16 protein-coding genes and 1 tRNA gene are annotated in these 20,256 nt (G+C 60.4%); 8 read left to right on the forward strand and 9 right to left on the reverse strand.

What is annotated here, in order from left to right; genetic code table 11:
* Nucleotides 1-312: 312 nt before the first annotated feature.
* Nucleotides 313-918, forward strand: a complete 606-nt coding sequence (locus AT6N2_RS08170) for a phosphoribosyltransferase (RefSeq protein ID WP_209085471.1) — start codon at nt 313-315, stop codon at nt 916-918.
* Between the two features lie 71 nt (nt 919-989).
* On the opposite strand, the gene AT6N2_RS08175 is transcribed toward AT6N2_RS08170, so the two are convergent.
* Complete coding sequence (locus AT6N2_RS08175) at nt 990-1,301, reverse strand: hypothetical protein (RefSeq protein WP_209085474.1); 312 nt, start codon at nt 1,299-1,301, stop codon at nt 990-992.
* 50 nt (nt 1,302-1,351) lie between these two features.
* Nucleotides 1,352-1,597 carry a helix-turn-helix domain-containing protein gene (locus tag AT6N2_RS24400; RefSeq protein ID WP_209085477.1) on the reverse strand — a complete coding sequence of 82 codons (246 nt, stop codon included), beginning with the start codon at nt 1,595-1,597 and terminating at the stop codon, nt 1,352-1,354.
* Between the two features lie 106 nt (nt 1,598-1,703).
* Here AT6N2_RS24400 and AT6N2_RS08185 point away from each other — a divergent pair, with 106 nt between their 5' ends.
* The 3 genes from AT6N2_RS08185 to AT6N2_RS08195 all read left to right on the forward strand — a co-directional run bounded on the left by AT6N2_RS08185 (nt 1,704) and on the right by AT6N2_RS08195 (nt 3,785).
* The gene (locus AT6N2_RS08185) at nt 1,704-2,066 is read left to right on the forward strand and encodes a hypothetical protein (protein WP_209085480.1); all 363 of its coding nucleotides are present in this window, start codon (nt 1,704-1,706) and stop codon (nt 2,064-2,066) included.
* Nucleotides 2,063-2,239, forward strand: coding sequence for a hypothetical protein (locus AT6N2_RS08190; protein ID WP_209085482.1), 177 nt, complete (start codon nt 2,063-2,065; stop codon nt 2,237-2,239). Before AT6N2_RS08185 ends, AT6N2_RS08190 begins: the two co-directional genes overlap by 4 nt.
* Before the next feature lie 481 nt (nt 2,240-2,720).
* Nucleotides 2,721-3,785, forward strand: a complete 1,065-nt coding sequence (locus AT6N2_RS08195) for a tyrosine-type recombinase/integrase (RefSeq protein WP_209085489.1) — start codon at nt 2,721-2,723, stop codon at nt 3,783-3,785.
* 84 nt (nt 3,786-3,869) lie between these two features.
* On the opposite strand, the gene AT6N2_RS08200 is transcribed toward AT6N2_RS08195, so the two are convergent.
* The 5 genes from AT6N2_RS08200 to AT6N2_RS08220 all read right to left on the reverse strand — a co-directional run bounded on the left by AT6N2_RS08200 (nt 3,870) and on the right by AT6N2_RS08220 (nt 10,148).
* Nucleotides 3,870-3,945 (reverse strand) — tRNA-Phe (locus AT6N2_RS08200).
* 252 nt (nt 3,946-4,197) lie between these two features.
* Nucleotides 4,198-4,629 carry a hypothetical protein gene (locus AT6N2_RS08205; protein WP_209085492.1) on the reverse strand — a complete coding sequence of 144 codons (432 nt, stop codon included), beginning with the start codon at nt 4,627-4,629 and terminating at the stop codon, nt 4,198-4,200.
* A gap of 161 nt (nt 4,630-4,790) precedes the next feature.
* Nucleotides 4,791-7,007: a 3-hydroxyacyl-CoA dehydrogenase NAD-binding domain-containing protein gene (locus AT6N2_RS08210; RefSeq protein ID WP_209085495.1), complete on the reverse strand. Its 2,217-nt coding sequence runs from the start codon at nt 7,005-7,007 to the stop codon at nt 4,791-4,793.
* A 98-nt stretch (nt 7,008-7,105) separates the two neighbouring features.
* Entirely contained in the window at nt 7,106-8,314 is a 1,209-nt protein-coding gene (locus AT6N2_RS08215; protein ID WP_004439838.1) for an acetyl-CoA C-acetyltransferase, read from the reverse strand.
* A 37-nt stretch (nt 8,315-8,351) separates the two neighbouring features.
* Complete coding sequence (locus AT6N2_RS08220; RefSeq protein ID WP_209085497.1) at nt 8,352-10,148, reverse strand: acyl-CoA dehydrogenase C-terminal domain-containing protein; 1,797 nt, start codon at nt 10,146-10,148, stop codon at nt 8,352-8,354.
* A gap of 372 nt (nt 10,149-10,520) precedes the next feature.
* On the opposite strand from AT6N2_RS08220, the gene podJ reads away from it, so the two are divergent.
* The 4 genes from podJ (at nt 10,521) to AT6N2_RS08240 (ending at nt 16,870) form a co-directional block, all read left to right on the forward strand.
* Nucleotides 10,521-14,264: a peptidoglycan-binding protein gene (podJ, locus tag AT6N2_RS08225; protein WP_209085499.1), complete on the forward strand. Its 3,744-nt coding sequence runs from the start codon at nt 10,521-10,523 to the stop codon at nt 14,262-14,264.
* A 263-nt stretch (nt 14,265-14,527) separates the two neighbouring features.
* The gene (locus tag AT6N2_RS08230; RefSeq protein WP_209085501.1) at nt 14,528-15,454 is read left to right on the forward strand and encodes a sulfite exporter TauE/SafE family protein; all 927 of its coding nucleotides are present in this window, start codon (nt 14,528-14,530) and stop codon (nt 15,452-15,454) included.
* Entirely contained in the window at nt 15,451-16,278 is an 828-nt protein-coding gene (locus AT6N2_RS08235) for a TIGR02186 family protein (RefSeq protein ID WP_063949658.1), read from the forward strand. The genes AT6N2_RS08230 and AT6N2_RS08235 overlap by 4 nt, the downstream gene beginning before the upstream one ends.
* Before the next feature lie 154 nt (nt 16,279-16,432).
* On the forward strand, nt 16,433-16,870 hold the full coding sequence (locus AT6N2_RS08240) for a universal stress protein (protein ID WP_063949657.1): 438 nt from the start codon (nt 16,433-16,435) through the stop codon (nt 16,868-16,870).
* Nucleotides 16,871-16,884: 14 nt separating this feature from the next.
* Here the strand turns inward: AT6N2_RS08240 and pdeM are convergent, their stop codons facing one another.
* A complete protein-coding gene (gene pdeM / locus AT6N2_RS08245) occupies nt 16,885-17,613 on the reverse strand; it encodes a ligase-associated DNA damage response endonuclease PdeM (protein ID WP_209085519.1) in 729 nt (242 codons plus the stop codon).
* 46 nt (nt 17,614-17,659) lie between these two features.
* Entirely contained in the window at nt 17,660-20,251 is a 2,592-nt protein-coding gene (locus AT6N2_RS08250) for a ligase-associated DNA damage response DEXH box helicase (protein WP_233282433.1), read from the reverse strand.
* Nucleotides 20,252-20,256: the final 5 nt, after the last annotated feature.

A 20,256-nucleotide genomic window follows, 5' to 3' on the forward strand; every position in this document is an offset into this window, starting at 1 on the left:
GACGCATGGGCACGCTCACCATTTCGTAAATTTAAGAATGGGCCGTTTGCAGGCAATCCACACGCTGTGGTTAGTTGTGGCAGACGTTTGATTTTGACCGAGAAATGTAAGATATACCGATGAGCGAATACTATTAGCGATTGTGTCTCGATGCGCGTTCCTTGGGGATTGGATTTTCCTTCTGTAATAGTGAATTGTAAGTGGGCCTCGAACACGAAGGGAGAGGCATGCCTGAAGAACCACGCCCTTTACTCAGCAGCAAAGGGCGCGAGAGACATGCAGGCCGCGTTGGAGCTGTTAGACGAGCTTGTCGTGAAAGACACGATCGAGAAGTTGCAGTCGATACAGCAGAGCTTAGGGCGAGCCCCATACTTGATCGCGCCAGCGGCTCAACTCGGGGACTCGAACAATGCTCTCGCGATCGGTTATGCGAACTGGCTGTCCCACGAACTCGAATGGCCTGTGGAAGAAAGAGTTTTCCAGATGAAGGAATTCTCCAAAGACAAAAGCAATGGGTGGGTCAGAATTGCCCATAGATCTCAATTTTATGGAGAAATTGACAAGGGTGCGCCATATGTCATAGTAGATGACGTGATGACCCTAGGTGGAACCTTAGCGGACTTGCGCTCGTTCATCTTGAGTAAAGGTGGCGATGTTATAGGTATGAGTACCATCGCGTCAAAGGACGGCATCGATACCCCTATCCACCTAGGTGCGGAGATGCAGGAAAAGTTGGAGAAATGCTATGGGAAAGATTTTGCAGAGTTTTGCGACGACCTTCTCGGCCATGATCACACCTGCCTCACGCGACCCGAAGCCAGTCGGATACTCGATTGTGCGAGTCATGTCGTCCTCCGAAAGAAGGTCGTGCGAGGGCGTGACGAGGGGAATGCATCGCGAAGCAAGAGGGTTGCTTAAGGGCAAGCCCAAGAAGTTCGGTTGATAATCACTAAAGTCTGCTTAGATAGAGTTGGATCGTCGGGGGTTGCCTAGCCGTCACGAAACGGGCCGCCGGTGAACCGAAACAATGTTTCGCTGTAAGGTAGGCGCAGCAAGATTTTACCATTCTCAGCTATCGCGCCGAGCGCCGCAGCCCGACAGAGAAGACTTACTCCGCCTTGCTGCCTATTGCACATGGCATCTGGGCTATCAATCAATCGAACGTTGCCCACGCCGGCAACAACGATTGTTGCGCCGTCAGGAAGCGCGCCTATTGGCTGAACAACGATGATCCTGACCCCGCCCAGCCATATTCCTATAGATGCGATAATAATCGCCGCGACCGCCAACAGCAATTTCATTCTTGTCCTCCAGACCTCGGGGAGCAAGATGGTTTAGCGTGGCGCGCTGGTCAAGTTTTTATGGTGACGCCGTGGCCTTGAGCGGTCTCCCCAGTTTCAATGAATATCACACCACCGGCTTCGAACGCCCCACGAATCGACGCGAGGTTGTTAGCAATAGGCGTCCTTTTTCCCGATTCGAAATCGCGGATTGTGGATGGTGAAACGCCCGCAGCAACGGCCAAGGTCGGTTGATTCCATTCTAGCAGTGCCCTGGCTGCGCGGCATTGTGCGGGTGTGATCACGTCGAACCTCATAAAAAAACAACAAGGTCATCATTTTGTGTTGACATTGCCGCGATGTTGGTGTTTTTTACTGACATACACAGTTCACAGTGAACTGGCAACTGAGGAGCATACCGAAATGACGCATGCCGCAAGAAGACACGAACCGGCGCGGAGCAATGCCAGAGAGCAGTTGCCGCGTGCGCTGGTCGGCAGAAGAAGACCGTCCTTCCTGGAAGAATTCACAATGGACAACGCCGACCGTTTTAAGGCCGGCGATATGATCAACGTAACGAAGCCCGACGGCTCTCAAGCGTGGATTTTGGTACTCGGCATTCAGGATTGCGGCAAAGTCGAAGCTGCCTTCTGGATTGGCCTACCTCAGCTTTTTGAAACGACAGTCGACGAGCTTGCCCGCCTCCGCGTTATTCGCGTCGAGAAGATGGGGCAGGCGGACGTCGAAATGTATCGCCAGTGGGTGGGTCTCGAGGTGCTGCAATGAGCTGGCAGCAGATTTTCCCAGAAGGCTCAATCGTCTTCATCGGCCGAGATACCTACACGGCCAAGCACAACCCCCATTTTCCAGGCATCGATCTTTATCAGGGCGCCGAACGCGTCATGACGGTGCGCCCGGACTGGTTGCTGCAGATCGCAACCGGGGTTCGGCTCCCCTAGAGGTTTTCCCAGCCAGCCTCCGCATTCCCAGGCTGGCCAACTTGCCCAGCGCGCCCTTGCGGCTGCGCGGGCCTCTTATCCCGGCAGAAATAGCGACGGCGTAGTCACCACCTAAGGCCTCACCAGCAACGAGCCGTCGCGGCCCTGCTCCCGCTTGGTTGAGCGGGGCCAAACTTTTTCATCAAGCGACATTGGACTTTTTGCAGGCTGGTTCTGAAAGTTACGTCACGAACAATAGAGGAGGACGCATGCGCCCCGCCAACGACAATGTACCTTTGCGTCTTCTCACCAAGACGCAAGCGGCGCGATATTGCGGCTTGAGCCTTCCATCTTTCGATTCCGTTTGCCCGGTGCGAGCAATCGCGCTGGGTGTTGGCGTTCGATGGGAGCGGTACGACATCCGTGAGGTGGACGCATGGATTGACAGTTTACGACCGGGTGAAGCACCGTTGCGGACCGCCGACTCTCTGCTGGATGCGCTATGACTGGAACAGTTGTCAGAGTGAAAGGCCTAAAGCGCTACTTCGAACCGAAGACTGGCAAATGGTATGCCTACCACCGCAAGACCGGCAAGCGGCTCAAGGCGGAATTCGGAACGCCCGAATTTTTCGCTGAACTTGAGGCGATCGATGCGGCTACGCGCGGGCAGGAAGCGAAGGCTGGCACGCTGGCCGCGCTCATCGCGTCATACCGCAAGTCCGCCGGCTTCCAAATGCTCAAGAGCCGCACCAAGTCAGATTATCAGAAGGTGCTCACCTATCTGCAGCCGCTGGGACCGTCACCGCTGTCCGAGCTTTCTCAAGGGTGGGTGGCACGACTGAGGGACAAGACCTTCGAAAAAAAGAAGCGGAAGTTTGCCAACTATACGCTGACCGTCCTTTCTATCTTGTTTGAACACGCCATCGAGCAAGAACTTATGGCGACGAACCCCGTCGCGAAGGTCAAGCGCGTGCGCAAAGCGACCGATGCCCCCGAAGCAAACCGGCCTTGGCTGGACTTCGAGCGGGATGCCGTCGCCGCTGCGTTACCGCCTCACATGCGCCTTCCTGTGGCGTTGATGATGTATTGCGGCCTTGACCCTCAAGACGCCCTTGAACTGCCACGCACAGCCGTCTCTGGCGGCAAGCTGGACACGCGCCGAGGAAAGACCGGCGTTCCAGTTTGGGTGCCATTGCCGACGCCCGTGCTTGATGTGCTGGCCGAAGAGCAGAAGCATCCCGCAACTACGCTCACGCTTTGCGCCAACAGCCGCGGCAAGCCTTGGACAGTTTCTGGCTTTAGGGCGTCATGGCGCCCTATAAAATTGAAGCTCGAGGAGGAAGGCAAGATCCAGCCCGACCTTACGCTCAAGGGCCTTCGCCATACTGTCGCAACCATCCTCGCCGAGATGGGCAAGGACTACGCGACGATCGCGCAGATGCTGGGTCAGAAGACAGAAGCCATGGCAAAGCACTATTCTCGCCGCGCCGACATGTCCAAGAAGATGGCCGAAACCATGGGAGACCTTGAGGCCGAAGTGAACAGACGGAAAACAACCGGCGTCTAGAAACGCGAAAAACCGCGTCTAGAAAAGTTATCGCAACAGGTTAGTTAAGGGGCAAATTACAAAACAAAACCAAGACGTTAGAAATGGTGCCCGGAGGCGGATTTGAACCACCGACACGCGGATTTTCAATCCGCTGCTCTACCAACTGAGCTATCCGGGCACTTCAGGTCCTTGAAGAACCTCCGCTTTTCGCGGTCGGGGTTGTTTGCGCCCCGAAAGTGAGCGGGGTTATAACATCTTGTTCGAACATGGCAAGCGCCATCGCAAAGTTTTTTGACAGTTTTTTCAAACTGCCTGTGGATGGGATAAACATTGCATTTGGACCGCATCACCAGGCGGCCTGAATGCCCGGCCCCACCCGTAACAGGCTAACGGATGAGACCACAAATGCTTCGGACGGATAGGCCCTGCGTTAGGCGTCCTCGCTTCGCCGCGCCGCGAAGCCCAAGGCGAACGGAACGACTGCGACGAGTGCCGCCATGACCGGTGACGTGGCGAATATGCGGCTGGCGAGCGACGTGACCGCCACGGAGCGCACGACGGTCATCAAACGGGAATTTTCCCGGTCGCGCTCGTGCCTTGGGTGTTCGTGCTCCTGACGGGGGTGATGGGTAGCCTCCAGCCGCTTGAGATCGCGTCTGATCTTGTCGACTTGCCGACGCAGTTCATCGAGTTCGGCCCTTACCGCAGGGTCGATGGCATCGGCGGCGCTGTTGCTTCGTGCGGCGGATGTCTCTGTCTTCTCTTCTGCGGCGATAGCCTCGGCCTCTTCATCCAATTCGGCGAGTTCATCATCGAGGTCGGAAGGCTTTTCAAAACCGTGGGATCGCAGTGGCGCTTTCATGGCTGTCTCCTGAGACGTGCTTATTGCTTGGGGCGGGCGTTTTCTGCCCTGTCCTGCCAGTCAACGCCTGAGCCGGTCAAAGGATGCACGGAAAGCGGCAGTGCCAACATAATAAAGCAGGCCCCGAAGGGCCTGTTCAAAAATCCTGCCTTGACCGTCGATCACGCGGCCTTGGCCGCGCCGGCATAGGGATCGAAGCGGCCGTAGAAGGTTTCACCCTTGGCGGCCATATCCTTCAGCAGCGGCGTCGGCCTGAAGCGCGGGCCATAGGTCTCGCTGAGCTTTTCGGCGAGCGCCACGAAGCTCTTCACGCCCATGCCGTCGATGTAGGACAGCGCACCGCCGGTATAGGGCGCAAAGCCGAAACCGAGGATGGAGCCGACATCGGCCTCGCGCGGATCGGTGACGATACCTTCCTCCACCGTGCGGGCGGCTTCCAGCGCCACGGTGACGAGGAAGCGTTGTTTCAGCACCTCCATATCCACGTCTTCAGGCTTCTGCTGCGGATAAAGATCCTTCAGGCCGGGCCAGAGGGATTTTTTGGCAGGCTTTGGCGGGTAGTCGTAAAAGCCCTTGCCGTTCTTGCGGCCGAAGCGGCCCTCGCCTTCCACCAGCTTCTTCACGAGCTCCATATGACGCGGATCGACGGCCTTTTCACCGAGATCGGCGACGGTGGCTTTGAGGATCTTGTAGGAAAGATCGATGGCCACCTCGTCGTTCAGCGCCAGCGGGCCGACCGGCATGCCGGCAAATTTCGCGGCATTTTCGATCATGGCGGGCGGCACGCCTTCGATCAGCATGTCGTAGCTTTCCGCCATATAACGCAGGACGCAGCGATTGACGAAGAAGCCGCGCGTATCGTTGACGACAATCGGGGTCTTCCTGATCTTGGCCACATAATCGAGCGCGACGGCGAGCGCCCTGTCGCCGGTCTCCTTGCCCAAGATGACTTCCGTCAGCATCATCTTCTCGACCGGCGAGAAGAAGTGGATGCCGATGAAATCGGTCGGACGCTTGGAGTTCTTTGCCAACCCCGTGATTGGCAAGGTGGAGGTGTTGGAGGCGAAGATCGCGCCTTCGGGCAAAACGGCTTCCACGGCTTCGATGACGGCCTTCTTCACGTCGCGGTCCTCGAACACGGCTTCGATGACGAGATCGGCGTCGGAGAGTGCGGCGTAGTCGGATGTGGGCGTGACGAGGTCAAGCAGGGCCTTGCCTTCATCCTGCGTCAGCCTACCCTTGCCGATGGCGGCCTTGACACTTTCCTCGCAATGGCCCTTGCCCTTGTCTGCGGCTTCCTGATCGCGATCCACCAGCGTGACGGGAATACCCGCCGCAGCGGTGACGTAAGCGACGGCCGCCCCCATGAAGCCCGCGCCGACGACGCCAACCTTCTTGAACTCCGTCTTCGGCTGGCCGGCAGGGCGGCGTGCGCCCTTGCCCAGTTCCTGCATGGAAATGAACAGCGAGCGGATCATGCCGAAGGCTTCCTTCGAGCGAAGGATTTCGGTGAAATAGCGCTGCTCCACCTTCAGCGCCGTATCGAAGGGCAATTGCAGGCCTTCATAGACGCATTTGAGGATGGCGAGTGCCGCCGGATAGTTGCCGGCGCTCTCGCGGCGCAGGATCGCGGGGGCTGCGGGCCAGAGCTGGGCAGCCGCAGGCGTCCAGATGCCGCCGCCGGGGGCCTTGAAGCCCTTTTCATCCCAGGGTGCTACCGGCTTCAGGCCGTCCTTGATCATCTGCTTGGCGGTTGCGACCAGCTGATCCGGCTCGACCACCTGGTGCACCAGCCCCATGGCCTTGGCGCGTGCGCCGGTCAGCGACTGGCCCGTGGTCATCATCTGCAAGGCGGATTGTGCATCGGTCAGGCGCGGCACACGCTGGGTGCCGCCCGCACCTGGGAAGATGCCGACCTTGACCTCCGGTAGCGCCATCTTGAGGTTCTTGGCACTGGAGGCCACGCGGCCGTGGCAGGCGAGCGACAGCTCGAACGCGCCGCCCATGCAGGTACCGTTGATGGCGGAGACCCAGGGCTTGCCGTTGGTCTCAATCTTGCGGAACAGGCCATTCATCCTGCCGACAAGATCGAACAGCTTCTGTGCCGCTTCGTTCGGGTTCTTTGCCTTTTCCTCGTGGTAAAAGGAGAACATCGATTTGATCATCGAGAGATCGGCACCACCGGAAAAGGTGCTCTTGCCTGATGTGAAGACAACGCCTTTGACCGCAGCATCGGCGACGGTCGCATCAACGACGGCGTTCAGTTCCTCCAGAACCTCCGACGTGAAGACATTCATGGATTTTTCCGGCATGTCCCAGGTGACGAGGGCAATGCCGTCTGCATCCGTCTCGATGGTGAAATTGGTGTAAGTGCTCATTTGGGATTCCTCTTCCCTGAATCGTAATGGCCGCCTCGCTTTCCTCGTCATCCTCGGACCTTACCCGAGGATGACGGAAGCGGGCTGTAGCCGCTGTCTCAGACCCGCTCGATAACCGTCGCCGTGCCCATGCCGGCGCCGATGCAAAGCGTGACGAGTGCGGTGTTCAGATCGCGCCGTTCCAGTTCATCCAACACCGTGCCGAGGATCATCGCGCCGGTTGCACCCAGCGGATGACCCATGGCGATCGCGCCGCCATTGACGTTCATCCGATCATGATCGATGTCGAAGGCCTGCATGTAACGCAGGACCACCGCGGCGAAGGCTTCGTTGAGTTCAAAGAGATCGATATCGGCGAGCGACATGCCGGTCTTCTTCAGAAGCTTTTCGGTTACGTCCACCGGGCCGGTCAGCATCAGCGCGGGGTCGGAGCCGATATTGGCGAAAGCCTTGATGCGGGCACGCGGCTTCACGCCCATTGCCTCGCCGCCCGCCTTCGAACCAACCAGCACGGCGGCAGCACCATCAACGATGCCGGATGAGTTGCCGGCGTGATGGACGTAGTTGATGCGCTCCACTTCCGGGTGGGCCATGATGCCAACGGCTTCGAAGCCGCCCATCTCACCCGGCATCTGGAAGGACGGGTTGAGCGAGGCCAGCGCCTGCATATCGGTGCCGGGGCGCATGTGCTCATCGCGGTCAAGGATCGTCAGGCCATTCTGGTCCTTCACCGGAATGACCGATTTGTTGAAATAGCCCTTTTCCCAGGCATGCGCGGCGCGCTTCTGGCTTTCGACGGCGTAGGCGTCGACATCGTCACGGGAGAAGCCGTATTTGGTGGCGATGAGATCGGCCGACACGCCCTGCGGCATGAAGAACGCCGGAAAGTTGACCGAGGGGTCCATGTACCAGGCGCCGCCCGACATGCCCATGCCGACGCGGGACATGCTTTCGACGCCGCCGGCGATGACGATATCATCCGAACCGGCCTTCACCTTGCCGGCCGCGAAGTTGATGGCGTCGAGACCCGAGGCGCAGAAGCGCGAAATCTGCATGCCTGGGGCCTTATTGGAATAACCGGCCTCGAAAGCGGCGGCTTTCGGTATCACTGCGCCGGCATCCATGACGGGATCGACGCAGCCCATGATGATGTCGTCGACAGCGGACGTGTCGAGGCCGTTGCGGTCGCGGATGGCCTCCAGCGTCTTGGCGGCCAGGCGAACGGAGGGCACCTCATGCAGGCTGCCATCCTTCTTGCCGCGTCCGCGGGGGGTGCGGACATGGTCGTAGATAAATACGTCGGTCATCAATTCTCTCCCTGCGGCGTCTTGAACGCCAGATGTCTCAGAATGCTTCTGCGGCCAGTTCCATCGTGGTGTCCGCGCCGGTTTCGATGCGGGCTTTGCGCAGCGCCGTCTCCGGCATGATGCGCTCCATGTAAAACTTCGCCGTGACAAGCTTGGTCTTGAGGTAATCTTCATCCGACGCGCTGCCTGCCGCAAGCGCTTCGCTTGCCGCTTTCGCCATGCGCGCCTGCATGTAACCCAGCACCACGATGCCGAAGAGATGCATATAGTCGGTCGAACCGGCACCGGCATTGTCGGGCTTGGCCATGGCGTTCTGCATGAACCACATGGTTGCGGCCTGAAGGTCGTTCAAGCCCTTCTTCAGGCCCTTGGTATAGAGGGTCAGCTTTTCGTCGGCGCGGTTTTCCTCACAGAAATCACCGATTTCCTTGAACAGAGCCATGACTGCGCGGCCGCCATTCATGCCGAGCTTGCGGCCCACCAGATCGAGTGCCTGAATGCCGTTCGCCCCCTCATAGATCATGGTGATGCGCGCATCGCGGACATATTGGCTCATGCCATGTTCTTCGATGTAGCCGTGACCGCCAAAGACCTGCTGCGCCATCACGGCGTGGTCGAAGCCCTTGTCGGTCAGCACGCCCTTGAGGATCGGCGTGACGAGACCAAGCAGGTCGTCTGCCGCCTGCCGCTCCTTCTCATCGGTGGAGCGATGGGCGATGTCCGATTGCAGCGCCGTCCAAAGAAGGAAAGCGCGGCCGGCCTCGTTATAGGCCTTGATGGTCATCAGCGTGCGGCGGATATCCGGGTGCACGATGATCGGATCGGCCTTTTTGTCCGGGAATTTTGCGCCGGAAAGCGAACGGCCCTGAATGCGCTCTCGGGCGTATTCGACGGCGTTCTGATAGGCAATCTCGCCAACCGAGAGCCCCTGCAGGCCGACGCCGAGGCGGGCTTCGTTCATCATCACGAACATGGCCGAGAGGCCCTTGTTTTCCGCACCCAGCAAATAGCCGGTCGCGTCATCGTAGTTCATGACGCAGGTGGCGTTGCCGTGAATGCCCATCTTGTGTTCGATCGCACCGCAGGTGACGCCGTTGCGCTCGCCCGGCGTGCCGTCTTCCTTCACCAGGAACTTCGGTACGATGAAGAGCGAAATGCCCTTGGTGCCCTCAGGCGCGCCCTCGATGCGGGCGAGCACCAGATGGACGATGTTATCAGTCATGGAATGTTCGCCGGCCGAGATGAAAATCTTTTGACCGGAAATCTTGTAGCTGCCGTCAGCCTGTGGCACGGCCTTGGTGCGCAGCAGGCCGAGATCGGTGCCGCAATGGGGTTCGGTGAGGTTCATGGTACCGGACCATGTGCCACCAACCATATTCGGCAGATAGGTTTGCTTCTGCTCCTGCGTGCCGTGCACTAAAATCGCAGCGATCGCGCCCTGCGTCAGGCCGGGATACATCATCAGGGAAAGGTTGGCGGACGACATATATTCGCCGATTGCCGCATGCAGCGTATAGGGCAGGCCCTGACCGCCAAACTCCGGCGGCACGGCAAGACCGATCCAGCCACCCTCGCAATAGGCGTCATAGGCTTCCTTGAAACCATCTGGCACGGAGACGGAGCCGTCATCGGCGCGCTTGCAGCCCTGCTGGTCCCCGGAAAGGTTAAGCGGGAAAAGCCGCTCTTCGGCAAGCTTTGCCGCTTCGCCGGTGATTGCCTCGATCATGTCAGGCGTCGCATCCTCGAAGCCGGGCAGGTTATTATACCGCTCCAGGCCGAGAACGTCATTCAGGATAAAAAGCGTGTCCTTAACTGGGGCCTTGTAAACAGGCATTACCGATGTTCCTCCGCATCGTGGGCGCCGGAGCCAATCCGGCCGATATGACGTGACAATATTTGACGTGCGCGTAAACGTCAAACAGATTTCGGCGGAATATTGCCAAGCGTGTTGCGCATTACCCCGCCCATCCGCCTCGGGCCGGTCAGACGCGGCAAAAGTTAAAAAATTCCGACCATAGTTAACCACTTCTTTACCACGTTTCGTGAATTCTCCGGACAGAGGTAACTGCTTCGTTCGGCGGCGCAATTTCCTCGATGAGGGCAAATACCGGCTCAGGAACTGCTGCATGTTGCGGCGATGACGTGATGGGACAGAACGTCGCGACAGAAACCGGGCACGGCGGGCGGAAGCGAAGCGAGCGAGAAGATGAACGGATTGCGATCGAAAACCCAAAAGCCAGGCGACAGGTCGTCTCTTGATGCTCTCAATCGCACCATTGAAGGCCTTGAAGCCCGTATCGAAGGGCTGATGAGCCAGAAGTTTCCGCGCGACCCGCGGCCTGCGAGCGCGCAGCCAGTGGAGAAGAACGACGCCCCTGCCGCGCCGCGTGAAGTCCGCGCGAGCGTGACCCCGCCGCAGCTCGACCCCGTCAATGAAATTCGCCAGCGTCAGCGTCTGCTGGAGACGAGCTTCCAGCGGCCGCAGGACCCTGCGGCCCGCCCGGAACGCACCATCACACGGCCGCTCGCGCCGGAATATCGGCAGAGGGAGGCTCAGCCGGCTCCTCAGGCTGCGCCACGCGCGCGCGCCATTCCTTCCTACCAGCAGGAAACACCGCGCAATGACGCGGCACTGCAGGAAATCGCCCAGGCGCTCGTTAATCTTCGCCATGAGCTGAAGAGCGATATTGCCGAGGGAGTTGCCCGGGAAGCGCAGGGACTGCGCGCCGAAATCCGCAACATCCGCGCGGTGGCGGAAGACCAGCAATTTATCGGCGATCTGCGTGACGACATCGCACGGCTTGCCGGGAGCATCGACCAGCTTGGCAATCTGGCATCGCCCGACGTTTATGGCCTGCGCAACGAATTCGAAGACCTGCGTCTGACCATCGACCAGCTTGCGCGCGAAGACAGCGTGCATCGGATCGAAAGCCGCTGGAACACTGTGGAAGACACGCTGCGCGGTTTCGATGCGGCCTCGTTGCAGGACGAGATCGTGTCGCTCGCCTACCGTCTCGATGACATCAAGACGCAACTCGGCGGCATGAGCAACAATCCCGCCGTGCGCGTGCTTGAGGAGAAGCTCATCACCATTGCCAGCGCCGTGGAGCAGCTCGGCAAGCATATGCAGCCCAACGAGGCTGCCTTTATCGAGCACTTTTCGGGTCTTGACCAGCGGCTGGACGAAATCAGCCGTGCGATTGCGGCAACCGGCACGCGCGCGAACGCACAGGCAGCCGACAATGCGCTCGCCCAGCGGCTGGAGAACCGCCTGAATGGCCTAGCCGAACAGCTGGGTGACATCAACCGCCTGGCCGCCGCAAAGCCGGAACCGGCGTCCGACCTCACCGCCCGCATTGAAGCGCTCTCCGGCAAGATCGATGAACTCAGCACCGCGCGCGACGCTGCGCAGCTGCACGACCGGCTGGACCAGCTTTCCCTGCTTCTGGAGCGCTCGCAGCGCCCCTCCCAGCAGGCGGAACTGACATCTTTCCTCAGCGATATCTCCCGCAAGATCGATGCGCTGGATCATGGTGCCGTCAATGACGGCCTGGCCGAGCGGCTCGACCTGCTGTCGCGCCGGATCGAAGATCTCGATTACCGCTACAGCCAGCCGCAGCCGGCTTCGGGTTTCAGCGACGGCGCCTTCTCCCGTCTGGAAGAGCGTCTCGGCACAATCGCCGCCCGCCTTGACGAGTCCGCCCATGCCGCGCCCGCCGACAGCCACGCGCTGGCGAGCCTCGAAAACCAGATCGCCCATCTCTCCACGCTGATCAGCCAGCCGGTGCAGGTGCAGGCGGCTGGCATGTCGCCGGAACTCGACGCCCGTATGGCGGCGATCGAAGACTACATGGCGTCGAACGACGAATATATCATCGAAGCGGCCCGGCAGGCGGCCGAGGCCGTTCTCGACGCCTATACGCGCAACAATCTTTCCGCTGGCGCAAACATCGCCGACATGTCGATGCTGACCGATCTTGCGGCCGATCTGCGCAACCTTGAAGCACTGAGCCGCAACACCGAAGAGCGTACCCACCGCACCTTCGAAGCATTGCATGAAACGCTGGTGCAGATCGCCGGCCGCCTCGACAATCTCGACAACGGCTACCGCGAGGCGGCTCCTCGCCACGTTACGCAGCAGGCGGTTGCCGCAGGCCGCGAAGACATCACGATGCCTGCCGCCATCTTCCCGGAAGAAGGCTATATCGCCGAAGAGCAGGCCATTCTCAACGATGCCGGCGAAGACGACGCGACCGCGATCGTGCCGCCGGCCGCCGCCAAGCCAGCAAAAACGGAAAGAAAGAGCCTGCTCGCCGGCCTGACCAAGCGCTTCAAGACAAGCACGGCAAAGCCCGCCAAGACGAAGGAAGAACCCGTTTCGGCCTCTTCCGCCCGCACGCAGGTTGAACCAGCCCCGTCGCTCGATCCGATCGACGTTCTGCCGGCTGGCCAGGAGAATGAACTTCTGGAGCCGGGCTCAGGCGCGCCCGATATCAAGAAAATCCTCGAGCGCGTGCGTGCAAGCCAGGTGGCCGCAACCGGTAAGCCCGCAGATGCGGAAGGACGGACGGATTTTATCGCCGCTGCCCGCCGCGCCGCCCAGGCCGCCGCGATGGAAACATCGCCCGAGAAGCTGGACACCGGAAAGAAGAGCCGCAAGGCAGACGCGTCCGCTCTTTCACGCTATCGCCGCCCGTTGCTGCTCGGCATCGGCGCCATTCTGCTGGCGATGATGGCCATGCCGCTCGTCAAGACGCTGATCGGTGGCGCGGAAGCCCCGGCACGGCTCATCGAGCAGAAGATGGACAACGCGCCGGTTTCCGCGCTTCCGGAAACGGGCGAGAAGGCCGTCACCATTCCCTCCGCCCTCGCCGTCGATCCGGAAGAGGCGGCATCGGCCGACAGCATCGAAAACTCGGCCCCGGCACAAAACATCATCGACAACCGCACGATCGGCGGCGCGCCGCTGCCGGACGAGCCTCCAGTTGCGGATGCGCCTGCCGTGGAACCCACGAAGGCCGGCACCGTCGCACAGAGCAGCACTCCGGCGCCGGCTCAATCTACTGTGGCCGCACCGTCTGCGGAAAACGCCATTGCGGTCCCCGCCGGCATCGAGCCCGCATCGCTTGCTGAAGCGGCTGCCAAAGGCGATACACAGGCCCTGTTCGAGATCGCGGCGCGCTACACCGAGGGTCGCGGCGTCACCATTGACCGTGCGGAAGCAGCAAAGTGGTACAAGATGGCGGCCGATCGCGGCCTTGCTCCTGCGCAATACCGTCTTGCCAACCTCTACGAGAAGGCAAACGGGGTCGAGCGCAATCTTGCCGAAGCGAAGCGCTATTACACGCTGGCTGCCGAACAGGGGAATGCCGGCGCGATGCATAATCTCGCGGTTCTGCTTGCCTCCGACGCAGCCGGCCAGCCGGATTTCGGCGCGGCCGCGCAATGGTTCATCAAGGCCTCCGAACTCGGTGTGCGCGACAGCCAGTTCAACCTCGCCATTCTCTATGCGCGCGGCAGCGGTGTGAAGCAGGATATCGAGGAGTCCTACAAATGGTTCGCCATCGCCGCCAAGGATGGCGATGCGGACGCAGCACAAAAGCGCGACGAGGTTGCAGGCGCCATGAGCCCGCAGCAGCTTCAGAGCGCCAAGGCCAAGGTGGATGCCTGGAAGGTGAAGCCGCTTTCGGAAGACGCCAACAGCGTCAACCCACCCGAGGAATGGGCGGGTAAGGAAGGTGTGAAAACCGCCTCCGTCGACATGGAGAAGGCAATCCGCAACATTCAGGCGATCCTCAACAAGAACGGTTTCGATGCCGGCCAGCCGGACGGGAAGCTGGGCAAGAACACCGTGACAGCCATCAAGGACTTCCAGAAGTCCGTCGGCCAGACGCCGGACGGGCGTATCACCAATGAGCTGGTGACCGCGCTTCTCGCCCGCAACAAATAAAGTTTGGAAACCATGTGAGGCGGCCCCTGTGGCCGCTTCTGTGCGACGCCGCGCCGGAATGTGGCCCCGTGCCCACGCATGTCAGCTATCTTTCCTAATTATCAACGTATTTACCGTTGAATGTTGACAGGTCAGGCCCTCGCGGGCATGACGAAGGAAGGCTGGGCATGCCCGGTCTTTTCAGACAGAAAGTGTAAATCGCGGCGCGGCCCCCTCACCCGGACAGCCCTGCCGCCCGGAACCATTTGCCCGAGGTCCGAGCCGTGACTGTCTATCTGCCGATCGCAGAACTGTCGGTGAATATTTTCATCATTCTCGGCATGGGCGCGGCCGTCGGTTTTCTGTCCGGCATGTTTGGTGTGGGCGGCGGCTTTCTGATCACCCCACTTCTGATCTTCTACAATATTCCGCCCGTGGTCGCCGTGGCGACCGGTGCGAACCAGGTGGTTGCATCCTCCGTTTCAGGCTCGATCACGCATTTCAGGCGCGGGACGCTCGATATCAAGCTCGGCAGCGTGCTTCTCGTCGGCGGCCTCGTTGGGGCTACCGTCGGCGTGTGGATATTTTCTTTCCTGCGCAGCATCGGCCAACTCGATCTCATCGTCTCACTGCTTTACGTGATCCTGCTCGGCACCGTTGGCGGGCTGATGCTGAAGGAAAGCATTTCGGCGCTTCGCCGCGCCGCCCGCAACGAAACCGTGACCCTGCGTCGGCCCGGCCATCACAACTGGGTTCATCGCCTGCCGCTAAAAATGCGGTTCAAGAAATCGAAGATCTATCTCAGCGTCATTCCGGTCATCACCCTCGGTTTCGGCATTGGTATTCTCACCTCGATCATGGGTGTGGGCGGCGGCTTCATCATGGTGCCGGCGATGATCTATCTCTTGCGCATCCCCACCAGCGTTGTTGTCGGCACATCGCTGTTCCAGATCATTTTCGTGACCGCCTATACAACGATTGTCCAGGCCGCGACCAACTACTCCGTCGACGTCGTGCTCGCCTTCATCCTGATGGTGGCAGGCGTCATTGGTGCACAATATGGCGTGCGAGTGGGCCAGAAGCTGCGCGGCGAACAGCTGCGCGCCTTGCTGGCGCTGCTTGTCCTTGCCGTTGCGCTGCGTCTTGCGGTTTCGCTCGTGGTGCGGCCGGACGATCTGTTTTCGGTAGCGGTTGGAGGGCTGGGGTATTGACCGCACGCCCGCTGCTTGCCGTTCTGTCGCTTCTCTTCCTGCTTGTCGTCGGGCAGACAGCTTCTGCGCAGACACCCCCGCTTGCCCTGCCGCCCGGCCCGCAGCAGCGACCGTTGCAGGAAAATATCGAAATTGGCGCTTCGACGACCGAAATCCCCATCGCGTCTGATTTTCGCGGGGCGGATTTCACCCTCTTCGGCGCGCTCAACAATACCGACCAGCTGCTCCTGGCCATCGGCCAATATGATATCGTCGTGACGCTGGAAGGGCCGAGCGACTATATGACCGTGCGCAAGAAGCAGCGTGTGGCAGGCATCTGGATCAACACCAGCGCCATCACCTTCACGCCGCTGCCGGAATCCTATTCCATGGCCAGCACGCGCAATATCAACGACGTCGCCTCGCCCGGAACGCTGCGTGCCATGGGGCTCGGCGTCGACCATCTGTCGCTCAAAAGTGCCGTCTTCTCCGGCGTGCCGGACAACGTCTTCGATTTCCAGGAGGCCTATCGTCGGCTCAAGCTTTCAAGCGGCATCTATCGCAACGACACGACCGGGGTGCGGCTGGAACGAACCGGCCTGTTCTGGGCGACGCTGCGCCTGCCCGCCAACGTGCCGAATGGTGTGCACACCGCGCGCGCCTATCTCTTCAAGAGCGGCAAGTTCATCGCTCAGCGCGAACTGAAACTGCGCGTCGTCAAGACCGGCATGGAACAGGCGATCACCGATGCCGCGCACCAGACACCGCTTGCCTATGGCGCGCTCTGCGTCCTGCTCGCGGTCGTGACAGGCTGGGGCGCCAGTATCATCTTCCGAAAGGACTGATCCCTCTCACCCTGCGAAATCCGGCGAAGCAACCTGCCCGCCAGAGATAGCATTCGCTTCCGTCACCGGTTTGCGGTAAAATTCATGCCGTTACGACCCTGCGTAGCCTTCAAGGCAGCGCGGATTTGTAGCGGGGATGAAAAGGAGAAATGTCATGTTCAAGCACATTCTCATTCCCACCGATGGCTCGCCGCTGGCGCAGATCGCAATCGACCAAGGGTTCGCCCTCGCCAGGGAGGCAGGCGCAAAGGTGACCGTCGTGACGGTATCGGAGCCCTTTCACGTGATTGCGAGCGATGTCGACGACATTGCCGCCATTGCCGAAGAAGAATTTCACCGATGCGAAGAGGCCGAGCATTTGCTCCGCGACACGCAGGCACATGCCGCCGCCATGGGGATAGACTGCGAGGCGCTGCTTGCCCGCGCGGGCCGGCCGGATGAAGCGATCATCGAAATCGCCGACAGGACCGGCTGCGATCTCATCGCCATGGCCTCGCACCGGCGCAGGAGCTTTATCGAGATGCTGCTCGGCAGCATCACGGCCAAAGTCCTCAAGAATTCGAAGATACCGGTGCTGGTCTACCGCCAATAGGGCGCGGTAAAATCTCAGCCGAGCAGATTGGAAAACCGGACCGAATAGATGCGGTCGCGCCCCATCAGATGCGCGACGAGGGCGGCATGATCGAAAAGGCCGTGCATGGCCTTATGACGCAGGTCCAGCCCGCCGCTCATCACGCCGAATGCCGGCATCAGCAGACGCGACCCATCGGTCGCGAAACAGGGCCGCCGTACCGTCTTCGCGCGACGGCGCACGGTTGCAGACGGATGCAGATGCCCGGCGATCTCCCCCACGGCATCCCCGAGCCTCGGCTCGTGGCGGAAAACGAGATTGCCGTAAAACATCTCATCCACCGAAGAACCCGGCAGATCGACCGTGCCATCGGGATCATGGTTGCCGTTGATCCAGATCCATTCGCGACCGCGGGCCATCTCGCGGATGAGTTCGCGCAGCGGCAGCGGCAGGTGCTGCGAACCGACACGATCATGAAAATTGTCGCCCAGGCTGACAACGATCTTCGGATCGTAGCGGCTGATCAGCGACGACAGGATTTTAAGCGTGGCGATGGTGTCGTAGGGCGGCAGCATGGAGCCGCGCCGGGCGAAGGCTGCGCCCTTTTCCAGATGCAGATCGGAGACGACGAGAAGCGAGAGGTCAGGCAGGTAGAGCCCGCCCAGCGGGTCGCACCAGGCGGCAACGCCATTGATAACGGTCTCGCTGCCAAGGCATTCGAAGCCATTTGAAAATCTGTCGCTCAATGTCAGCCGGCTCAGCAATGTTGTCGTCGTTCCTTCAATGCGTCTTTCAGGACATGGGCCTGTGTCAGGACATGGCCTCGGCGATCAGCTCATCGGCGGCTTCGGCCAGCACATCGTCCATCGCTTCGCCCGCCACCGTCTCCCGGCCGATTTCCAGCATGACCGGAACGGCAAGAGGCGAGACATGCTCCAGCGCGCGATGCGTGGTGTGTCCCTTGATTCGCTTCAGCATATCGCCAAGACGGCCAATGTCCAAAAGTCCCGCTGCGGCATCGCGCCGCGTCGCCTCAAGCAGAATGTGGTCCGGCTCATGGCTGCGAAGAACGTCATAAATAAGATCGGCAGACACCGTGACCTGCCGTCCGGTCTTTTCCTTGCCCGGATGGCGGCGCTCGATGAGGCCGGAAATGATGGCGCAGTTGCGGAAGGTACGCTTCAGCATGAAGGATTCGTCCAGCCACGCCTCCAGATCGTCGCCCAGCATATCCTCATCTAGAAGGTCGGCCAGCGACAGGCGGCGGGATTTGAGCCGCATGCCCATATCCTGCATGGCCCAGATGGCGAGCGAATAATCGGTAGCGACGAAACCCATCGGCTTTGCGCCCGCACGTTCCAGCCGGCGCGTGAGCAACATGCCGAGCGTCTGATGCGCCAGCCGTCCTTCGAAGGGATACATGACCATGAAGAAGCGTTTGCGGAAGGGAAAGGTCTCCACCAGCAACTCGTCGCGCTTCGGGATGATCGACTTTTCCTTCTGGATTTCCAGCCAGTCACGCACCTGATCCGGCAGAGCCTGCCAGCGGGCCGGATCGGCAAGCATCGACCGCACCTGATCCGCCAGATAGGTCGAGAGCGGAAACTTGCCACCGGCATAAGAAGGTATCTTCGGATCGAGAGAGAAAGCCTGCGAGACCAGGCATTCATTCTCCCGGATACCCTCAAACCGCAGCACCTTGCCGGCAAAGAGGAATGTGTCGCCCTGCACCAGCTGTTCGAGGAAATATTCCTCGACCTTGCCGAGCGACATGCCGCCGCGCCCGACCGTGCCCTTGGCATTGCGCTTGACCATGCGCACATTGAGTTCCGCTGCCTCGACGATGGTACCGAGGTTGAGGCGATATTGCTGGGCGACCGCAGGATTGGAGACACGCCAGCGGCCATCCTTCATCTGGCGGATGCGGGCATAGCGTTCATAAGTGCGCAGCGCATAACCGCCTGTCGCCGTAAAATCCACCACCCGATCGAAGGTGGCGCGCGGCAGATCGGCATAGGGCGAGGCTGTCGTGACTTCACGATAGAGTTCATCCGCGTCGAAGGGTTCGGCACACGCCATGCCGAGCACATGCTGGGCAAGCACATCGAGCGCGCCTTCAGCAATCGGCGGTGTATCCTGCGCACCGATGTAATTGGCATCGAGCGCCGCCCGGCACTCCATCACCTCGAAACGGTTGGCGGGAACGAGGATCGCCTTTGACGGCTCGTCCATGCGGTGGTTGGCACGGCCGATACGCTGGGCTAGACGGCTTGCCCCCTTCGGCGCACCGACATGCACGACGAGGTCGACATCACCCCAGTCTATGCCGAGATCGAGCGTCGAGGTGGCGACGACGGCGCGCAACTTGTTCTCTGCCATCGCCGCCTCCACCCTGCGGCGCTGACCGGCATCGAGCGAGCCGTGATGCAACGCGATCGGCAGATCGTCGTCGTTTACGGTCCAGAGTTCCTGGAAGACCCTTTCCGCCTGGGAGCGTGTGTTCACAAAGACGAGCGTAGTCTGATGCCGCTTCAGCGCCTCGTACAAATCCTTGCCGGCATAACGCGCAGAGTGCCCCGACCACGGGATGCGTTCTTCCGTTTGCAGAATGGAGATATCCGGCTTTGCGCCGCCTTCAACCGTGATGAGACCGGCCGGCGGCTCGCCCTGCCCCTGCGGCGCAAGATAGCGGCGCAAATCCATCGGTTCCGCCACCGTGGCCGAAAGCCCGATGAAACGCACATCCGGCGCGTGGCGACGAACCCGCGCAAGCGCCAGCGACAGCAGGTGGCCGCGTTTGGACGTGACGAGCGAGTGCAACTCATCAAGAACCACATATTTCAGATCGCGGAAAAAGCGCTCTGCTTCTTTGTTAGCCAGCAGCAGCGAGACCTGTTCCGGCGTCGTCAGCAGGATGTCGGGCGGGCGCACCTTCTGGCGCTGGCGTTTCGCCTGGGGCGTATCGCCGGTGCGGGTTTCGATCACAATCGGCAGACCCATTTCAGAAACGGGTTTGGTGAGATTACGCTCGATGTCGACTGCGAGCGCCTTCAGCGGCGAGATGTAGAGCGTGTGCACGCCGACAAAACCGGAGCCGGGCGGCACCTTGCCGCGCTCCGCCAGATCGGTGAGCGAAGCCAGGAAGCCGCCGAGCGTTTTGCCCGCGCCCGTTGGCGCGATCAGAAGCATGTTTTCCCCGCCCCGCGCCCGGGCCATCAGCTCCAGCTGATGGGCGCGCGGAGACCACCCTTTTTCGGCAAACCATTTCTGGAATGGAAGGGGCAAGGAGCCGACATGCGTGCCGGGTGTGGGGGACTCGGTGTGCTTCACCTCTTCAAGGTAGTGAAAAACTTGAGAAAAAGAAGAGTGCAAAGAGGCCGCTTGACAGGAAAACAGAATCATGGATA

Source organism: Agrobacterium tumefaciens (assembly GCF_017726655.1).
Taxonomy (GTDB): domain Bacteria; phylum Pseudomonadota; class Alphaproteobacteria; order Rhizobiales; family Rhizobiaceae; genus Agrobacterium; species Agrobacterium tumefaciens_B.